15 protein-coding genes are annotated in these 18,147 nt (G+C 38.2%); 3 read left to right on the top strand and 12 right to left on the bottom strand.

Annotated features, from left to right (window positions below):
• Window positions 1-146 precede the first annotated feature (146 nt).
• The 8 genes from IPP61_02935 to IPP61_02970 all read right to left on the bottom strand — a co-directional run bounded on the left by IPP61_02935 (window position 147) and on the right by IPP61_02970 (window position 9,871).
• A complete protein-coding gene (locus tag IPP61_02935) occupies window positions 147-1,442 on the bottom strand; it encodes an MFS transporter (GenBank protein MBL0324128.1) in 1,296 nt (431 codons plus the stop codon).
• A gap of 39 nt (window positions 1,443-1,481) precedes the next feature.
• A complete protein-coding gene (locus IPP61_02940) occupies window positions 1,482-2,153 on the bottom strand; it encodes a bifunctional 4-hydroxy-2-oxoglutarate aldolase/2-dehydro-3-deoxy-phosphogluconate aldolase (protein MBL0324129.1) in 672 nt (223 codons plus the stop codon).
• Window positions 2,154-2,220: 67 nt separating this feature from the next.
• A complete protein-coding gene (locus IPP61_02945; protein MBL0324130.1) occupies window positions 2,221-3,261 on the bottom strand; it encodes a sugar kinase in 1,041 nt (346 codons plus the stop codon).
• Between the two features lie 9 nt (window positions 3,262-3,270).
• Window positions 3,271-4,689, bottom strand: a complete 1,419-nt coding sequence (gene uxaC, locus IPP61_02950) for a glucuronate isomerase (GenBank protein MBL0324131.1) — start codon at window positions 4,687-4,689, stop codon at window positions 3,271-3,273.
• A 21-nt stretch (window positions 4,690-4,710) separates the two neighbouring features.
• Window positions 4,711-6,360, bottom strand: coding sequence for an altronate dehydratase (locus IPP61_02955; GenBank protein MBL0324132.1), 1,650 nt, complete (start codon window positions 6,358-6,360; stop codon window positions 4,711-4,713).
• Between the two features lie 193 nt (window positions 6,361-6,553).
• Entirely contained in the window at window positions 6,554-6,973 is a 420-nt protein-coding gene (locus tag IPP61_02960) for a nuclear transport factor 2 family protein (protein MBL0324133.1), read from the bottom strand.
• A gap of 100 nt (window positions 6,974-7,073) precedes the next feature.
• Window positions 7,074-9,530 carry a PspC domain-containing protein gene (locus IPP61_02965; protein ID MBL0324134.1) on the bottom strand — a complete coding sequence of 819 codons (2,457 nt, stop codon included), beginning with the start codon at window positions 9,528-9,530 and terminating at the stop codon, window positions 7,074-7,076.
• 8 nt (window positions 9,531-9,538) lie between these two features.
• Window positions 9,539-9,871: a PadR family transcriptional regulator gene (locus IPP61_02970; GenBank protein ID MBL0324135.1), complete on the bottom strand. Its 333-nt coding sequence runs from the start codon at window positions 9,869-9,871 to the stop codon at window positions 9,539-9,541.
• Between the two features lie 226 nt (window positions 9,872-10,097).
• Between IPP61_02970 and IPP61_02975 the strand changes: the two genes are divergently transcribed.
• Window positions 10,098-10,538: a hypothetical protein gene (locus tag IPP61_02975; GenBank protein MBL0324136.1), complete on the top strand. Its 441-nt coding sequence runs from the start codon at window positions 10,098-10,100 to the stop codon at window positions 10,536-10,538.
• Between the two features lie 66 nt (window positions 10,539-10,604).
• Here IPP61_02975 and IPP61_02980 read toward each other — a convergent pair whose 3' ends face one another.
• Window positions 10,605-13,127, bottom strand: a complete 2,523-nt coding sequence (locus IPP61_02980; protein ID MBL0324137.1) for a TonB-dependent receptor — start codon at window positions 13,125-13,127, stop codon at window positions 10,605-10,607.
• Between the two features lie 244 nt (window positions 13,128-13,371).
• Between IPP61_02980 and IPP61_02985 the strand changes: the two genes are divergently transcribed.
• Window positions 13,372-14,421 carry a histidine kinase gene (locus IPP61_02985; protein ID MBL0324138.1) on the top strand — a complete coding sequence of 350 codons (1,050 nt, stop codon included), beginning with the start codon at window positions 13,372-13,374 and terminating at the stop codon, window positions 14,419-14,421.
• A 1-nt stretch (window position 14,422) separates the two neighbouring features.
• On the top strand, window positions 14,423-15,127 hold the full coding sequence (locus IPP61_02990; GenBank protein MBL0324139.1) for a response regulator transcription factor: 705 nt from the start codon (window positions 14,423-14,425) through the stop codon (window positions 15,125-15,127).
• On the opposite strand, the gene IPP61_02995 is transcribed toward IPP61_02990, so the two are convergent.
• Genes IPP61_02995 through IPP61_03005 form a run of 3 tightly spaced genes read right to left on the bottom strand, consistent with a single transcriptional unit; the run spans window position 15,128 to window position 18,146 of the window.
• The gene (locus IPP61_02995; GenBank protein MBL0324140.1) at window positions 15,128-16,231 is read right to left on the bottom strand and encodes an NADH-quinone oxidoreductase subunit N; all 1,104 of its coding nucleotides are present in this window, start codon (window positions 16,229-16,231) and stop codon (window positions 15,128-15,130) included.
• A 56-nt stretch (window positions 16,232-16,287) separates the two neighbouring features.
• Entirely contained in the window at window positions 16,288-16,578 is a 291-nt protein-coding gene (locus IPP61_03000) for a hypothetical protein (protein ID MBL0324141.1), read from the bottom strand.
• Window positions 16,575-18,146, bottom strand: coding sequence for an NADH-quinone oxidoreductase subunit M (locus tag IPP61_03005; protein ID MBL0324142.1), 1,572 nt, complete (start codon window positions 18,144-18,146; stop codon window positions 16,575-16,577). The genes IPP61_03000 and IPP61_03005 overlap by 4 nt, the downstream gene beginning before the upstream one ends.
• Window position 18,147: the final 1 nt, after the last annotated feature.

An 18,147-nucleotide genomic window follows, 5' to 3' on the forward strand; every position in this document is an offset into this window, starting at 1 on the left:
GCAAATTTAGCCATTTTAAATTTTGTATAAAACTCAATAATTTGAACAGGAGATTAATTTAATCCAAATCAGTAATTTGGCCAGACAACCCAATTTTTAAATAAAAAAGTCGCCCAAATGAGCGACTTTTTTTATTTTACGTCAACTTAAAGCTCAATTTTCTTCATTTTTGGAACTAAAAAATGCATAACCAACCACGCCAACAGGTATGCCGCGGCACAAATGGCAAACATGATATAATAGGCCGTTTCTATCTGACCGAGTTCACGGTAATGTACAAACATGTTTTTCTGAACTGCCCAGGTCAGGAAAATACCTCCAAGTCCACCCATCATGCCACCGATGCCAGTAACTGAAGCGGTGGCGTTTTTTGGAAACATATCTGATACTGTGGTGAAAATATTGGCACTCCAGGCCTGGTGAGCTGCCGCTGCAATACCGATCACTAGAACTGCCAGCCACATGTTGATTTTTCCGGCTTCCTGAGAAAATACTACCGGCAATACAAATAAAGCAAATATCAACATTGAGGTCTTTCTTGCTTTAAAAGCTGGCATATTTCTGTTTATGAAAGCCATAGGCAAGTATCCTCCTCCAACGCTTCCTATAGTCGAAATCATATAAACAACAGCTACCGGAATGGCGATTTGAGTAAGAGTAAGTTTGTACTCGCTTTGCAGAAAATCCGGCAACCAGAACAGGTAAAACCACCAAACCGGGTCAGTCAGAAACTTACCAATGGCAAATGCCCAGGTTTGTCTGTAACCCAATAATTTTAACCAGGGCACTTTTTCTGTTTTCCCTTCAACGGCTTCATCTTCAACATCAGAATGAATGTAATCGTACTCTTCCTTGCTAAGTTTTTTGTTATCAGCGGGCGAGGTATAATATTTTTGCCACAAAATCAGCCAAATAAACCCAATCAAACCCGTAATTATAAACGCCCATTGCCAACCCCATGCGGCAGCTATAAACGGAACACTCAATGGTGCCACTATAGCACCGATGTTTGTTCCTGAGTTAAAGATACCAGTTGCCAGGGCACGCTCTTTTTTAGGAAACCATTCCGCCGTACTTTTTATTGCAGCCGGAAAATTACCCGCCTCGGTTACACCTAATGCTGCCCGGGCCATCATAAATCCGAAAGCTGAACTCGCCAGAGCATGTGCAATAGCTGCCACACTCCATAAGCCGGTTGCTACAGCATAACCTATCTTGGTTCCCAACTTATCAACCACCCTGCCGGCTATAAGCATACCGAACGAATAAAACAGTTTGAATGCTATTTCGATATTGGCGTAGTCACCGTCATCCCAGTTCATTTCATCAGAAAGAACTGATTTAAGGAGACTAATTACTTGTCGGTCGAGGTAATTGACTGTAGTTGCAAAAAATACCAACGCACAGATAGTCCAACGGTAATTTCCTATTTTTTTGTTCATTTTCAAAAAGGTTGATTTATTTTGGAAATATTTCCAACACTACTTTTTTCTAACTTTCTGAATAGTTTCAAGAGCAATTTTTACATCCTCTTTTAACTTTTCATAGTTTTTGGTATCCAGAATTTCTTTTGAAATCAACTGCGAGCCCATCCCTACACACCATACACCGGCATCAAACCAGGCCTTCAGGTTGCTTTCTTCGGGTGTAACTCCACCAGTGGGCATGATATTGGTCCAGGGTTGAGGTCCCAAAACGCCTTTTACGAATTTTGGGCCATAGACATCTCCCGGAAACAATTTTACTACCTCACAACCCAATTCCTCAGCACGGGCGATTTCGGTCAAACTGCCACAACCCGGTGACCAAAGTACCTTTCTGCGGTTGCAAACTATCGCAATATCCTCGCGGAAAACGGGAGTTACAACGAAATTTGCACCCAGTAACATATATTGAGAAGCTGCTGCCGCATCAGTTACCGAGCCGACACCCATGATCATTCCGGGAAGCTCTTTCAGGGCATACTTGTTGAGTTCGCCGAAAATTTCGTGAGCAAAATCTCCTCTGCTCGTAAATTCCATCAATCTTGCACCGCCTTCATAACAGGCTTTGAGTATGTTTTTCCCAAGTTCGACATCCGAATGAAAAAACAAAGGCACCATACCGGTTTCCTTCATTTTTGCGGCTACTTCTAATCTGGTATATTTTGCCATTTTTATTGCATTTTGCTGCAAGCTACCGGCTTCCAGCTTTTATATTTACTATTAAAATTATAAAAAATTATCTTGCCACACGGCCCGAAGCATCTCCACCCATCAATTTTTCTACCTCGGAAACTGTAACCAGGTTGGCGTCACCCACTATAGTATGTTTTAAACACGAAGCTGCAACCGCAAAATTGAGAGCGTTTTGGTCGTCATCAGGATATTGCAACAATCCATAAATCAATCCACCCATAAATGAGTCACCGCCACCTACTCTATCCACTATATCTGTGATTTGATAAACCGGCGATTTAAACATGGTTTTACCGTCGTAAAGTACCCCTGCCCATGAGTTATGAGAAGCTGAAATTGATCCTCGAAGTGTGGTAATCACCTTTTTAGCTTTCGGAAATTTCTTCATCATTTGCTGGCAAACCGAAAGAAATGCCTCAGCCGTTACATCATGACCATGTTTGGTCACATCCAGTCCTTCGGGTTTGATACCAAAATGTTTTTCGGCATCTTCTTCATTTCCTAAAATAATATCACAATACGAAGTCAACTCGGTCATGATAGGCTCTGAAGGCACCCCATATTTCCAGAGTTTCGCTCTGTAATTAAGGTCTGTTGAAATTGTAATGCCTTTGGCACTGGCTATTTTTACAGCTTCAAGGCATGCATCGGCTGAGCTTTGTGAAATAGCCGGTGTAATACCTGTCCAATGGAACCAGGTGGCTCCCTCGAAAGCTTTTTCCCAATCCACCATACCCGGCTTGATTTCGCTCATAGAAGAATGTGCCCGGTCATAAACCACCTTACTTCCTCTCGATACAGCACCGGTTTCGAGAAAATAAATTCCCAATCTATCTCCACCAAAAACGATGTCAGAAGTACCTACATTACGTTTTCGCATTTCCATAAGGGCACATTCGCCAATATCATTTTTAGGCAAACGAGTTACAAACGAGGTTGGAACACCGTAGTTGGCCAGTGAAACGGCCACATTGGATTCTCCACCACCATATACTACATCGAAACTGTTGGCCTGAGAAAATCTTAAGAATCCCGGAGGTGAAAGCCTCAGCATAATTTCGCCAAAAGTGACAACTTTTTTCATTAGAGTTTATTATTTATTGTTAAAATTGAAATAATTCTTTGTGTTGTTATAACTGATATCCTGGATGATTTTGCCAACCCATTCAATGTCGGCTGGCATCTCGCCGTTTTCGATATCATTTCCGAAAATATTACATAAAATTCTACGAAAATACTCATGACGAGGGAAGGAAAGAAAACTGCGGGAGTCGGTAAGCATACCTACAAATTTGCTTAAAAGGCCCATGTTTGACAAAACATTAATCTGGTCTTCCATCCCGTTTTTTTGATCCAAAAACCACCAGCCAGATCCAAATTGAATCTTTCCGGCAACTGAACCATCATTAAAGTTTCCTATCATGGCTGCCATCACGGCATTGTCGGCAGGATTAAGGTTGTAAATGATGGTTTTGGTCAATTGGCCGGTTTCTCCCAATTTTCCTAAAAACTTAGAAAGTGCCTGAGCTTGTGGCCAATCGCCAATGCTATCCCAGCCTGTATCGGGTCCAAGAGTACGTAAGGCATGCAGGTTATTATTTCTCAAAGCTCCGAGGTGAAACTGCTGTACCCAGCCCAAATCGGCATACATTTGCCCCAATGCCATCAAAATGGCTGATTTATATTCTGTTGCCTCAGTTTCCGAAATTGTCTGGCGTGCTCTAACTTTTTTGAATATTTCTTCCACACTTTCTTCTGAAAAATCGGACGCATAAATCTGTTCCAAACCATGATCAGCTATGCATGAGCCATTTTGAGCAAAGAAATCAGCTCTAAGTTTTAAAGCATTTTTGATATCAGAAAATGTGATTATATCGAAACCAACAATATCGGAAAGTTTATCTACGAAAGAGTTGAAGTTAGGATTGTCAATCAGAATAAATTTATCTGGTCTGAAAGCCGGCAGCATGCCTACATCGCCAATTTGTTTTTTGCCTCCATTATATGCAATATGATGTTCCAAAGAATCCAGAGGGTCGTCTGTAGTGCAAACTGTTTCAACCTTCATTTTGCGAAGCAAACCTTGAATAGAAAACTCTTTGGTTTGGAGCATTTCAGAAGTTTGGTCATAAACTTTCCGGGCATTTTTTCCGGAAAGGATGTCATTGATTCCGAAATATCGTTGAAGTTCGAGATGTGTCCAGTGATGAAGCGGGTTTCGGAGCGTGTACGGGACAGTTTCGGCCCATTTTTCGAATTTCTCAAAATCTGAAGCCTCACCTGTACAGTATTTTTCGGCAATTCCGTTTGTTCTCATTGCCCGCCATTTATAGTGGTCGCCGTAAAGCCAACCTTGCGAGATATTATTAAAATTTATATCATTGAGTATCTGATCAGGGGGAAGGTGATTATGGTAATCAATGATGGGCATATCTTTTGCAAACTCGTGAAAGAGAGTTTGTGCCGTTTTTGTTTTTAAGATAAAGTTTTCGTCTAAAAATGCCTTTGCCATTTTTGTAAAATATTATATAAATTAAAGACTTACACCCCGTTTCCAGGGTATAAAGTCGTCTTGTCCATTAATGATTGATTTGACCTCCTGAGTCCCACTTGCGGCAGCAATCACAAATTCCAGGATTCTCTTTCCTGCTTGCTCAATGGTTTCGGTACCTTCGATGATAGTGCCCGTATTGATATCGATGATGTCAGACATTTTTTCTGCCAAATGGGTATTGCTTGAAATCTTGATTACCGGTGCGATGGGATTACCTGTTGGGGTACCCAAACCCGTGGTAAACAAAACGATATTGGCACCTGATCCTACTTCAGCAGTGGTAGATTCCACGTCATTTCCCGGGGTACATAATAGATTAAGTCCTGGCTTAGTTACCATTTCAGGATAATCAAGCACTTCTACTACCGGAGATGTACCTCCTTTTTTGGCAGCTCCTGCTGATTTTATTGCATCGGTTATCAAACCATCTTTTATGTTTCCTGGTGAAGGATTCATGTCAAAACCCGAGCCTGCGGCTTCTGCTGCTGCTGCATAATGTGTCATGAGATTGTTGAAACGAACTGCATTACTTTCGTTGACACAGCGGTCACTCAACTCCTGTTCTACCCCACATAGTTCGGGAAATTCAGCTAAAATCACTGATCCTCCAAGTGCCACCAGTAAATCGGAAGTAAAACCTATGGCGGGGTTTGCGGAAATTCCCGAAAAACCATCAGAGCCACCACACTCTAACCCGATGGTCAGTTTGGAAAGTGGAGCTGGTTTTCTTACGATTTTATTTGCCTCAATTAATCCTGCAAAAGTTTGTTTTATAGCTTCAGTAATGAGTTTTTCCTCGGTACCTATTTTTTGTTGTTCAAGAAAAACAACCGGTTTCTCCGTCGCACCACCTCTTTTTTCCAACTCTTCGAGAAGCATGCTATGCTGGGCATTTTGGCATCCCAAACTGAGTACAGTTGCTCCGGCTACATTAGGATGTGCGATATATCCGGCAAGAAGTCCACAAAGTGCCTGGGCATCAGACCTGGTACCTCCGCAACCCATGTCATGAGAGAGGAATTTCACCCCATCAATATTTTCAAATAATCTTTTTTCGTTTATCGCTTTGTCTTTTCTGAACTCTGTCTTTAGTATTTCTTCAACCGTTTTACCAGATTTATACAAGCTTACCAAATCCTGAGTAAAAGTCTGATATTCTTGCTTTTTTCCATAACCCAAATCTTCAACCAGAGCTTCTTTCATAACCTGCAGGTTTCGGTTTTCACAAAAAACCAAAGGCACTACAATCCAATAATTGCCAGTGCCCACTTTTCCATCTTTACGATGATAACCCATGAAAGTTTTTCCTGAAAATTCTGATACATCAGGTTGTTTCCATTCAAGATTTCTTTGACCTAAACTGAAGGTAGAAGCGGCGTGTTTAACGTTAAAAGTATTGATCCATTCACCTTTTTTTATGTCCTGATTTGCCTTCCCGACAAGAACACCATACATGTAAAGCTGGTCACCTTTTTTGAATTCTTTTTCAGCAAATTTATGCTTTAGCGGAATATCAGAAACCAGGCATATTTGGTTTCCCTCAAAATCAATCAAATCACCTTTTGAGAGATTTTCTAAAGCGACGATAATGTTATCTTTTGGATGAACTTTTAAAACGTTTTTCCTCATTAAATTGTACTCTTTTCGGAATATGATTTTCCTATTTTTTGAAAATCAAAACTAAAAAGATATTTTTTTGAAATAATTAAATTTCGACTCTAATTCTAATACATTTTTGACAAATATCTTATCGCACCTGGAATCATTCGCCTAAAAACATAAATAAATTGTCCCGAAACTATATTTTCTTAATTAATCTAGTTCAAATTTTCACAGCCTGTCTGCCAAATAATTTCCATTGGCCTTTTTCCAAAACCCATACAAGCATTACTTTGATTTTTACTTTTCCGGGCTGTTTACCTTTGTCACTGGTTTCTCCTTCCAAAATATGTCTTACAATGGCGGAGTTTTTGGTTTGATAAATGTCAACATCAGAAAAAGTAAGGCTTGTAAAATCTGAAGCTCCCGAAACCAAAGCTTCAATAAACTCTTTTTGATTTTCTACTTTTCCGGAAGAATGCCCATAAGTAAGTGAAGGATGTGAAATATCTGTAAGCCCTGAAGCTGAAGGGTCAAGCATCAATTTCCGAAGATTCTCTAAAGTGGTTTTGAGGTCAGGTTTTTTTTGAGAAAAAGAATTAAAACCTATCAGTATAAATACAAAAAGGAGTAGTTTTTTCATGTCTTTGATTGAATAAAGACTAAAACTACCCCTAATTTTTATAGATAAGAAAGAAATCGAAATGTTTTTTTATGCAAACGTTTTCGAAATTTGCCGGAAATTATTCATGTTCCACTTCGCTTCCTCCGGTAGCTGAGCTATGGAGGTCAGGAATCTTGCCCAAATTGGCCCTGCTGGCCCCACTGGCCTCAACATCGGCTTTGGTTACAACTAGTTCTTTTCCAAAGAATTGCGAAGCACCCGAAAGCTCAAGCCCTAAATAATCTGTGCTTCCTTTTGCCATTATTTTTGATGCTCCTGACGATTCAATATTCAATTTTTTCAAACCAGTTTGCAATGCGAGTTTTGAAGCACCAGACAATGTCACATCCATTTGATTTTGGTTTTCAAAGCCTAATACTTTAACAACAGCCGCCCCCGAAATCTCAAGTTCATTTAGCTCTGGCAGGGTTATTTCAATATTCACTTTTCCATCATGGTTTTGAAAAGGATCTTCATATTTGATTTTTAAAGTCCTTCCTTCCACTATGGCTTCAAGTTCTTCTAACTCACGATTGTGATCAGAAAAAGCTTCCATTTTAAATTCCGCTCCTTTCTTGATTTTCACAAAATAATTAGATCCAAACTCAATTTTTGTGAAATCTTTTACATTGAAATTACGTCGATGCTCGCCATGGTTATCAAATTCACCGTCGTCAAAGAAATTACCATTGAAATCATCACCATCTCTCAAAGCTTGCCTTTCATTTTCGGTCAATTTAGGACAATCGGTACATTCAATTTTCCCTTCATTATTAAGTACGAAAGTAAAATTTTCAACCTGGTCGTATTCAAAAGAATACTTGTCGCTAAGATGCCAGCTGTTGGAATAACCCTGGTCAAAAAACCTTCGGGTCATTTTAAATTTCTTGTTTTTTGGAAGATACAAAATCACCTCGGCATGTTGGTCTCTGAATTGCTTTTTACCAGAAAAAGTAATTTTATTATCAAACAAAATGGTTGAATCGGCCTGTTTAAAATTGTATTTCAAATTCCGGGCATTTTGTTCTGCAATTTTTTTAGTAGCCCCTTTTGCTGAATATTGAATTTTCAGATGCATTTCCTGATTTTCAGATGCTTCAATTTGCACTCTGTTGCGACCAAATGAACTTTCAAAGTCATCGTCATCTTCAAATTCTTCTTCCTCTTTCATATCAAGCCATACTGTTCCTGCCGGTACATTAAGATTGTTTTCAACCGAATACCCGGCTCTGCTTGAGAAATTCATGGCATATTTAGAGCCAACCGCTGCCGAGCCCACCAAACCAACTAACCAAAGAATAAGGGTTGTTTGCCAAAAATTACTATTGACGAATGATTTCCCGGTCATCAGCCCAATACCCAGAACAGTAAGTACAACTGCAGGAATAAATGATGCAAGAAAAACAAAGAAAACGCCAATCTGAGGAAAATCATTGAGGAAAACATTGATGATATGGTCGTTGGTAATCCCGGAAATAAATGGGGAATTGAGCAGAAAACCAAACACTACACCCAGCGAAACTATAATTGACAAACCGAAAGTTACCCCTAGTACAAACAGTAATAAACCAGCAAAAATCCTCAATAAAGCACCGGCTGGGCGTACTAATTTACCCAAAGCACCAATAAAAATACCTATCAAACGGAAAGGAAACAATAATAATTTGGCAATGCTGCTTTCGGTTTTGGGAGACTCGGGCTGACTTTGCGATTTTATGTTAGTTTCAATATTTTCAAGGGTAAGTGGCTGACCCTGGAGCTCCATTTTCTGTGTAAGGGTATTGGCATTAGGCACAACAATCCAGAACACAATATAGAGCAAAATCCCGATGCCAAAGAACCCCGCGATTACCATAATAACACGAATAACTACCAGGTCAATGTTGAGATATGATGACAAACCGGAAGCCACGCCTCCGAGCACTTTGTTTTCAGGGTTTCTGTAAAATTTCTTAATCTTTGAGTTTTCCTGCAAATCCATACGCTCAGGCATTGCAACCCATGCAACAAGGTAAGCAATGAAAAAGAAACCTCCGATGCCAGTTTCGATTAATCCGAAGGCAAGAAAAATAAACAGGATTCTAAGCCACACGACGTCTATTTCGTAGCGATGTGCCAGACCTGAAAGTACTCCACCTAAGGCTTTTCTTTTACCATCACGAAAAAATCTGGTTTTAGCCGATGCTCCACTGGCACCTTCATTACCACCTTCAAAAGTCTCGAATTTTTTCTCTTCCTGAGATTCTGTATCTTTTTTAAGGTCTTCTTCGTCTTTTACAGACTCAAAATCATCCACTGTACCCATAGAGGCAACAATATTTGACACATCGTCGAGGCCTACTACGCCATTTTGCTGTGCTTTTGCATAGAATTTTTCTGCAATTCTTGCTTCTATATCCGCCACTATTTCGGATGAGCCCTCATAACTCGAAAAATACTTCTTGATAGATTCGAGGTAGGCATTGAGTTTTTCGTAGGCATCTTCTTCGATGTTAAATGTGATACCTCCCAGGTTTATTTGTAATGTCTTTTTCATTTCTTTTTTTAAGCTTTTTTATTCACAATGGCATTTACAGATTCTGATAAGTCAATCCATGTTTCGTTTAGACCTATGAGAAATCTCTGACCCCGTTCGGTCAAAATATAATATTTCCTCGGAGGACCTGAAGTAGATTCTTTCCAGCTGTAGTCAAGCAGCTCGGCATTTTTGAGTCGGGTAAGGAGTGGATAAAGCGTACCTTCCACCACCATGATTTTTGCATTCAACAGCTCTTCTAAAATCTCGGAGGCATAAACTTCGCCACGAGAAATAATCTGTAAAATGCAATATTCAAGGATACCCTTTCGCATCTGAACTTGTGCATTTTCTAAATTCATGATTTTTTTTGTTTTTAATTTTTACCCTATACCCACTTCTGCAGAACCGGGTACAGGGTAGTTTCATTATTTTAATATAGCTTTTTCATAATTTGCAAAGGATTTTTGCTAATTATGATACAAATATAGCACAAGGTACTTTGTTATGCAAGATACTGGGTGAAATTTTTTTATTTTTTTTTATTTAAATGAAATTAAAGCCCCGAATATTTGTTAATTTGATTAAATGCTTAGACTCGCAGAATATATTACCGTGGCCATAGCTGCCACCCTAAAGTTTGTAGGTGGACCAATAGCCGGTGCTACTTTACAACTAAAATGGTGGGAAACCACCCTTAGCTCTGCTATTGGATTAATGATAACTGTATTTACAGTAATATATGGTGGTGAAATTATTAAAAAGATTGTGAAATCATTCAGAAAGGATAAACCCAGAAGAATTTTTACAAAACCAAACCGACTGGCTATAAAAGTTAAGAATAAACTTGGGCTATGGGGAATCGCAATTCTGACCCCATTCATTTTTACTCCCCTTTTAGGCAGCTACCTCGCATTATCCTTTCGATTTAATAAAGTTGAGATTATGTGGAAAATGTTGATAAGTGGTCTTTTTGCAGGCTTGATTCAGACCCTGTTTTTTCAATATGTTGTTCATTTTTTCAGATAAAAAAAAGAAACTTGCCACATAGCAGCAAGTTCTCCAAATTTAACCTAAAACCTATTTTTAACTTCTTTATTGTGGTCTTGATCCACCTTGGGCCGGTTGAGCACCACCACCTGCCTCACCAGAACCACCATCTTTGATATCGTCATTCTTTACCCCTTTTGCTCGTTTCTTAGGTTGCATCGCATCCATACCCATTTTGCCTAATCTGTATGAGAAGTTCATGCTTATTCCACGGTTATACATCTGATTGATGCTGGTTTGGTAAAAATATGCATTCTGATTTGTTGTCTTAATTTCCATTGAGTTAGTCAGGAAATTTTGGCCTGACAAACCGATACTCCCTTTTTTGTTTTTAAATTCTTTCCTCAATCCCATCGAATAAAAACCAAAACCACCCTGGTGTCCTTGCGGTGTAACCCTGCTACCTCTTACATAACTAAACGCCTGTACCTGCCAGCCATTTTTAAGCGTGGCAAAAGTCATAAGACGGCCGTTGAGGTTCCATCCCTGCGAAGATACCGGTACAGCGGACCCATCTCTTGCGATGGTTTGGCCCGAAATAAAACTATAAAATGCCTCAATGCCACCATTCAACATCCATTTTGGAGTTATGCTCAGGTTACCATTCCAGTTTGCACCGTAGGCTTTTTCCAGACCTATATTTTCGAAAGAAGTCAGGAACTTGGTCTTATCATCACCATATTCCTGTACGATTTGCTGAATTGAGTTATTGGTAAACCTGCCAAAAAGAGCAAGATTGACATATATTTTCTTAATACTGGCACTGAAACTTGCTTCCACATTATCAGTAACTTCTGGTCTTAATTCAGGATTTCCCTTGGTTGGGTTGTTCGGGTTAGTAAAATTGATGTTTGGATTAAGTTGCTGCAAACCTGGTCTCTGAATTCTAAGGTTGTATCCAGTTTTGACTGTATATTTTCCGGCAAATGTTTTTGAGATATTAAAACTTGGCACAAGATTGCTGTAAGCAGGGATGTCTATTGTCCTGGTATCATCCTGAAGAGCAGAAATGTCGGTCATTTCATATCTGGCACCTGCTTTAAAGGTATATTTTGTTTTTGTAGAATACGTATAAGCCAAATATCCGGCCCCAATGTTCTGATTATAATCGAGGTTACCAAAAGGTTTTGTTACATCTGTTTTTTGTAATATTTTACCCAAATAATAACCATAGTCACTGTTTACTGTTCTAAAAATCCCTTTTCCTCCAAACTCAATCAACTGATTTTTCCTTATTGGAGTCTGATAATCAACCTGAAAGGTATATTCCTGATTAAGGTTATCATTTTGATTTTTCAGAATATCGGCTTCACTTGTACCTGCAATAGAATTGGAAAAACTACTATTTGCCGTACTTCTACTGTACAAAGTAGAAATACTAAGTTCCTTCTGAGGTTTGATAATATGCAGATAATCAATGTTAAAATCATACGAATTCATAGGATTTTTAGAATCAACATTCAGACTGCTCTCCGATATCAACTCAGAACCTGTCATTGTTTTTATCATTAAATCCTGCTCACGATTAAAGCTACGGGTTCCAAATCTTGCACCAGCGGAAAGTGATTTATTTTTAGAAATATCGTAATCGGCACCCAGAGTGAATCGGCCAAAAACCATATTGTCGCGGGCATCTCCTGTTTGATTGACAGTAGTTGTATTTACCGGATCAAGCGATTGTTGTAAAAACTCCGTAGCGGAGGGATTGGTATTGTATCTTCCAAAACCACCCAGATTCATACCAAATTTACCTGACTTCAGGCTTCCGTTTAAACCCAGGTTACCACCGCGGTTACCGGCACCGATATCCGTGTTGAGCGTATAACCCTCGATATTGTTCTTTTTGGTAATGATATTGATGATACCTGTTGAGCCTTCTGCGTCATATTTTGCAGATGGTGATGTAATTACCTCAACGGTTTTAATCTGATCTGCAGGAATCTGTTTCAATGCATCAGCTACGCTGGAAGCCATAATGGTTGATGGCTTATTGTTAATCAACACTCTGATATTGGAGCTTCCTCTAAGCTGAACATTTCCATCAAGATCAACAGACAATAATGGTACTTTTCTCAAAATATCAGCAGCATCACCACCTTTCGAAGAAATATCTTTATCCGCATTATAAATGATACGATCAACTTTTTCTTCAATTACAGCAGCCTGACCACTCACCACTACCTCTTTCAGCATTTTGGTATCGGGCTCAATCAAAATGTTACCCAGGTGCAGGTTTTTGCTTTTTGAAGTAATTTCCAAAAATTTAACTTGCTTTTCAACAAAACCAATGGAAGTGAATTTCAAAAGGTACATTCCTAATGGAAGGTTTTTTAAATGAAACTTTCCTGCATCATCAGTCATGGCACCGTCAACAGGTTTGGTCAGATCCGAAACTTTATACAGTGACAAAGTGGCAAACTCAACCGGTTTATTGGTCAAGCTGTCTACCAAAACACCTGAAATCTTACCTTCACCGTCGAGTCTCACGGTCACCTGATTTGGAGTTGTTTGTGCTGTAGAATTTAAAAAAGTGGAAACAAGTAAAAATAAAAAGATAATTTTTTTCATAAATGATTTTTAGTGCTTGAAGTGAAATTATTCCAATCGCTCACAAAAATAACAGGTCATAGCCGGAGGCCATTTAGAATTTAGATAAAGCAAATAATATCGGGGATAAAAGGTTTAAACTTGCCGATTTATGTACCAACTACTCAAACACATTCTAAATCTATGAATACGCTCATTTGGTCTTACTTTGTTTTTTTTAAAGAAAATTATTCCAATCTTGCAAACAGGAATTTCTTATTAAAAAATGAAGTTAGATAACAAAAAACTATCCAGTGACCTGCTATTCAGGGTGTTATTCCACCTACTATTCTGGTTTTACTGGCTTTTGTTGCCCATTTTAAACTCTGTCATGGACAATGATACAGAGAGATATGATTTTTTAACCAAAATACTCCCTGCAAGTTTATTGAGTGTTCCGTTTTTCTACCTCAATACTGAAATCCTGATAAAAAAATTCTTTTCTAAAAATCAGCTGACCCGATACTTCCTGAGCCTGCTGATCTTGTTTATAGTTTATCTTACAGCTTATGTGTATGTGAAAGACTTTGTAGTTGACAAATTTCCAATCAGAGTTTATGACACTCGCACGCTGTTTCCGGTGGTATTCATCATTTCAATGAGTACCCTTTACGGAGTTATTGTATTTATGATAAATCAAAGCAAAAAGGACACTGAAGAAAAAGAAGAAAGGTTAAAATCGGAACTTTCTTTCCTGAGATCTCAAATCAGTCCTCATTTTATATTTAATGTGCTTAACAGTATCGTATATTTGATAAGGACAAAATCGGAAAAAGCCGAAAATGTCACGATTGAACTGAGCAATTTGATAAGGTATATGCTTTATGAGTCTGAAAATAAACAGGTTCTATTGGAAAAAGAAATCGAATATCTTAAAAACTATGTGGAACTGCAGAAAATCAGATTTGGCGATGACGTAAATATTAATCTGAAAATTGAAGGAAACCCGGGCAGTTTGTTTATTGAGCCGATGCTACTGATTCCGTTTGTGGAAAATGCTTTTAAGCATGGAGTGGGGTTTATCAAAAATCCTGAAATCGACATAAATTTAAATGTAATTGCTCCGAACAAATTCATTTTTAAAGTTTCCAACAAAATTGGGCCCGAAAAAGATGAACAGAAGGATTCTAACTCAGGGATTGGGCTAAAAAACGTAAAAAGGAGAATTGAACTTTTGTACCCTGATGGCAATAATTTGAAAGTAAAGAATAATGAATCAGTTTTTGAGGTTGACCTCAAACTGGACTTAAAAGACATCAATCAAAATGACAGGTAAAATGAGATGTATTGCCGTAGATGATGAATCGTTGGCCAGGAAATTACTGGAAGAAAATATAAGTCAGATTCCTTTTCTGGAGTTGGTGGCTACTTGCAAAAATGCCTTTGAGGCGATGGAAATTCTTGAAAAAGAGAAAATCGACCTCATGTTTTTGGACATTCAAATGCCCGGAATGCTGGGAACTCAATTTTTAGAAAGCCTTGTAACTAAGCCATTGGTGATCTTCATAACAGCCTATGATCAATATGCTGTTGAAAGTTATAATCTGCAAGTGGTTGACTATCTGATGAAACCCGTAGGTCTTGACCGGTTTACCAAGGCTGTTTTGAAAGCCAGAGAAGTGCACAATTTGTTGCAAGCAAAAAAAGACGACCCCGAAATCAATTATATGTTTGTAAATGTTGAATATTCGTTGGTTAGAATAAATTTTGACACCATTAGCCATATCGAAGGACTAAAAGATTATATCAAAATATATGTCAACAATGCCGTACATCCGATCCTAACGAAATCAACTTTGAAAGGAATTGAAGAAAAACTGCCGTCAAAAAAGTTTTTGCGAGTCCAAAAATCATTCATTGTCAACATTGACAAAATTGAATCAATCAGGAACCATCGGATCAGTATCGGAAAATTCGAAATTCCGGTAAGTGATACCAATATGGAAAGCTTATTGGAAGCCATAAACTACAACAAACCCTGATTACTTTGAGATGGCTTTGATCCAAACGGTGAGGTCGTCAGGAAAGAAAAACAAGTAGATAATAGCCAGACTGAAAAATGACAAAACTATATTCAGAAAAATTACATTAGAAGTCACTTTAGCAGAATAACTTCCCTTAATCAACATAAAATAAGGGACTTTCAAATAATAATAAATAGAAATGGCTGCATTGAGTAATCCGAAAATCAACAGACTATAGTACCACCCGGAATGAGCCGGTGGGTTAATAATACCAGAAAATACCATAAGCTTGGAATGAAAACCCAATGTAGGAGGTAAACCCACCAAAGCTGCCATCAAAATCAGGGCATTTATACCAAGTAATATATTTTTTTGACCAAGACCCCGAAAATCTTCGACATTTTGGCTTCCACTGTATAAATTGAGTAAATCGGCCAAAAAGAAAGCCCCCATGGTCATGACCAGATAAGTAAGTATATAAAAATAACTTCCGTAAAAATGATTTTGTGTGGCCAGAAGCATCCCCACCAACACAAATCCCGAATGAGCAATTCCTGAATATCCCAACAGTCGTTTAAAATCTGTTTGAGCCAAGGCAGCCAGGTTACCTACTATCATTGAAAAGGCCGCCAAAAAGATAATTAATGATTCAAAATCAGCGAAATGAGCCGAAATTAATCTGGAAATCACTAAAAAACCTCCTGCTTTCGGGGCAAAAGATAGAAATGAAATAATTGGCGTGGAAGTAGATTCATAAACATCCGGTACCCAACTGTGAAAAGGAGCTGCGGCTATTTTGAATAAAAAACCTCCCAAAACAAAAAACAACAATGCCTGTATAACTAGGCCCGATTGTGATTGAACGGCCAACCGAAATATTTCCGAACCAAAGTCGAATGAAAAACTCATTCCATAGAAAAAGGAAATTCCAAAAAGCATGATGGCACTGCTGGTGGACCCGAAAATCAGATATTTTATTCCCGCTTCAAAATTATGTTTCTCTTTTTTGCTGACTACCAATACATAAGACACGATTGAAACCATTTCAAGAGCTAAATAAATAACCATAAAATGGGTGCTCATCACCAAAATACTCAACCCAAATACAATCGAAATAACCAAAAAGAAAATTTCGCCTGAATATTTATACCTGAAAAGTCTTGCGTGTATGAAAAATATTAAAGCAGATACAGTAATGATTTGCTTAAAAACAACCCAACATTGTCAACCAAAAGCATACCACCCAATAAATGCCTCCCACCATCTGGTAGATTTTGATTTTTATAAAAACTGGTAGAATAAATAAGATAAAAAATCAAAATCAGAAAACTTGAGAACGGAATCAGGCTCTTTGAATTCTTTATGAAAGCAACTAAAATCAAGATATAAAATAAACCCAAAGCCAGAAATAGCTCGGGCAGTATCAAACCAAAATCATTGAAAATATCAGTCAATTGCTTGTTTATCATCTTAAAATATGATTGACAGATGGGTTAAGATAATCAAACAATAGGTTAGGAAAGACGCCCAAAAGAATGGTCAATATTGCCAGAATTCCCAACATCACAAATTCACGTTGTGAAAGATCTGTTAGTTTGTTTTCAAACTCTGGCAAAGTTTTATATTCACCAAAAAACATTTTTTGGAATGTCCAAAGTAAATAAACAGCTGAAATCACAATTCCCAAAACGCCTAAAATCGGTATTATTTTAGGAATTGGCCCGGCTTGAAAAGCGGCAAAGAGTGTAAAGAATTCACCAATAAATCCAGAAAGAGATGGTAAACCTAAAGAACCAAAAAATGCAATGGCAACCGCAACTGTAAAAAGAGGCATTCGATTTGCCAAACCCTGAAAGTTTGAAATCTCTCTGTTTTTGGTACGCTCATAAATCACACCTGCAACCAAGAATAACATCGAAGCCAAAATACCATGACTGAACATTTGGAATATAGCTCCATTAAAGCCTTCTTTATTTAGTGCTGCTATACCCACGAGAACAAATCCCATGTGAGAAACCGAAGAGTAGGCAATCAATTTTTTCAAATCAGACTGTGCCAGTGCATTAAGCCCGCCATAAATTATGGATATCAATCCCATAACCGCTATCAAAATGGCATATTTGTGAAATTCCTCAGGGAAAAAGCCGTATCCAATTCTGATCATTCCATAGCCACCGATTTTCAACAAAATACCCGCCAAAACCACCGATATAGGCGTTGGAGCCTCTACGTGAGCGTCAGGCAACCAGGTATGGAAAGGTACCATGGGCAATTTTATTCCAAAACCAATAAACAAAAGGAAAAACATAAGACTGCGGGCGTCAAGTCCAAAAATCGATGCCGGCTTTTCGATACTCAGTAAAGAATTTTTAATCAGATTTCCTGTATCACTCAACAACCTGAAATCAAAACTATAAACTAGTTTTTTGTATTCATTTGTAAAAAACTGATCTGTTGTTGACATCGAAAGGGCAATCATCACCACCAGAATCATTACTGAGCCTACCAGGGTGTAGATAATAAACTTCAGGGAAGCATACTGTTTGTTGGGACCACCCCAAATGCCTATCAAAAAATACATAGGCAATAGCATAAACTCAAAGAAAATAAAGAATAAGAAAAAGTCAATTGCAACGAAACAGCCAATAACAGAGGCCAAAAGAAGCAGAAATAAGGAAAAATAGGCTTTTTCTTTCTTTTCTATCCCAAATGAAGAAATATTAGCAATAAAAAAGACTAAAATGGTGAGAACCAACATCGATAAAGACAGGCCATCTATACCCACAATATAATCAATTGACAAAATTGCAGTATTTCCTAATGTTAACCTAATCCACTCAAAATGCTCAAGATACTGATAAGCAGGGACTTTAATATCAAATCCTTTTAGCACAGTTCCCAAATTGATAAACATCAGGATCAGGGTAATCAGTGAAATCCATTTATAGGAGCCTTTGTAAGACTCAGGTAAAACCAAAATCAGCACAGAAGCAAATAATGGCAATAAAATGAGCGTACTTATCAATCCAGATTGCATA

It is taken from the genome of Cytophagaceae bacterium (assembly GCA_016722655.1).
GTDB lineage: Bacteria > Bacteroidota > Bacteroidia > Cytophagales > Spirosomataceae > Leadbetterella.

Coding starts and splice junctions, on each gene's coding strand:
- IPP61_02935 (MBL0324128.1), bottom strand. CDS start 1,442: ATGAACAAAAAAATAGGAAATTACCGTTGGACTATCTGTGCGTTGGTA.
- IPP61_02940 (MBL0324129.1), bottom strand. CDS start 2,153: ATGGCAAAATATACCAGATTAGAAGTAGCCGCAAAAATGAAGGAAACC.
- IPP61_02945 (MBL0324130.1), bottom strand. CDS start 3,261: ATGAAAAAAGTTGTCACTTTTGGCGAAATTATGCTGAGGCTTTCACCT.
- uxaC (MBL0324131.1), bottom strand. CDS start 4,689: ATGGCAAAGGCATTTTTAGACGAAAACTTTATCTTAAAAACAAAAACG.
- IPP61_02955 (MBL0324132.1), bottom strand. CDS start 6,360: ATGAGGAAAAACGTTTTAAAAGTTCATCCAAAAGATAACATTATCGTC.
- IPP61_02960 (MBL0324133.1), bottom strand. CDS start 6,973: ATGAAAAAACTACTCCTTTTTGTATTTATACTGATAGGTTTTAATTCT.
- IPP61_02965 (MBL0324134.1), bottom strand. CDS start 9,530: ATGAAAAAGACATTACAAATAAACCTGGGAGGTATCACATTTAACATC.
- IPP61_02970 (MBL0324135.1), bottom strand. CDS start 9,871: ATGAATTTAGAAAATGCACAAGTTCAGATGCGAAAGGGTATCCTTGAA.
- IPP61_02975 (MBL0324136.1), top strand. CDS start 10,098: ATGCTTAGACTCGCAGAATATATTACCGTGGCCATAGCTGCCACCCTA.
- IPP61_02980 (MBL0324137.1), bottom strand. CDS start 13,127: ATGAAAAAAATTATCTTTTTATTTTTACTTGTTTCCACTTTTTTAAAT.
- IPP61_02985 (MBL0324138.1), top strand. CDS start 13,372: ATGAAGTTAGATAACAAAAAACTATCCAGTGACCTGCTATTCAGGGTG.
- IPP61_02990 (MBL0324139.1), top strand. CDS start 14,423: ATGAGATGTATTGCCGTAGATGATGAATCGTTGGCCAGGAAATTACTG.
- IPP61_03000 (MBL0324141.1), bottom strand. CDS start 16,578: ATGATAAACAAGCAATTGACTGATATTTTCAATGATTTTGGTTTGATA.
- IPP61_03005 (MBL0324142.1), bottom strand. CDS start 18,146: ATGCAATCTGGATTGATAAGTACGCTCATTTTATTGCCATTATTTGCT.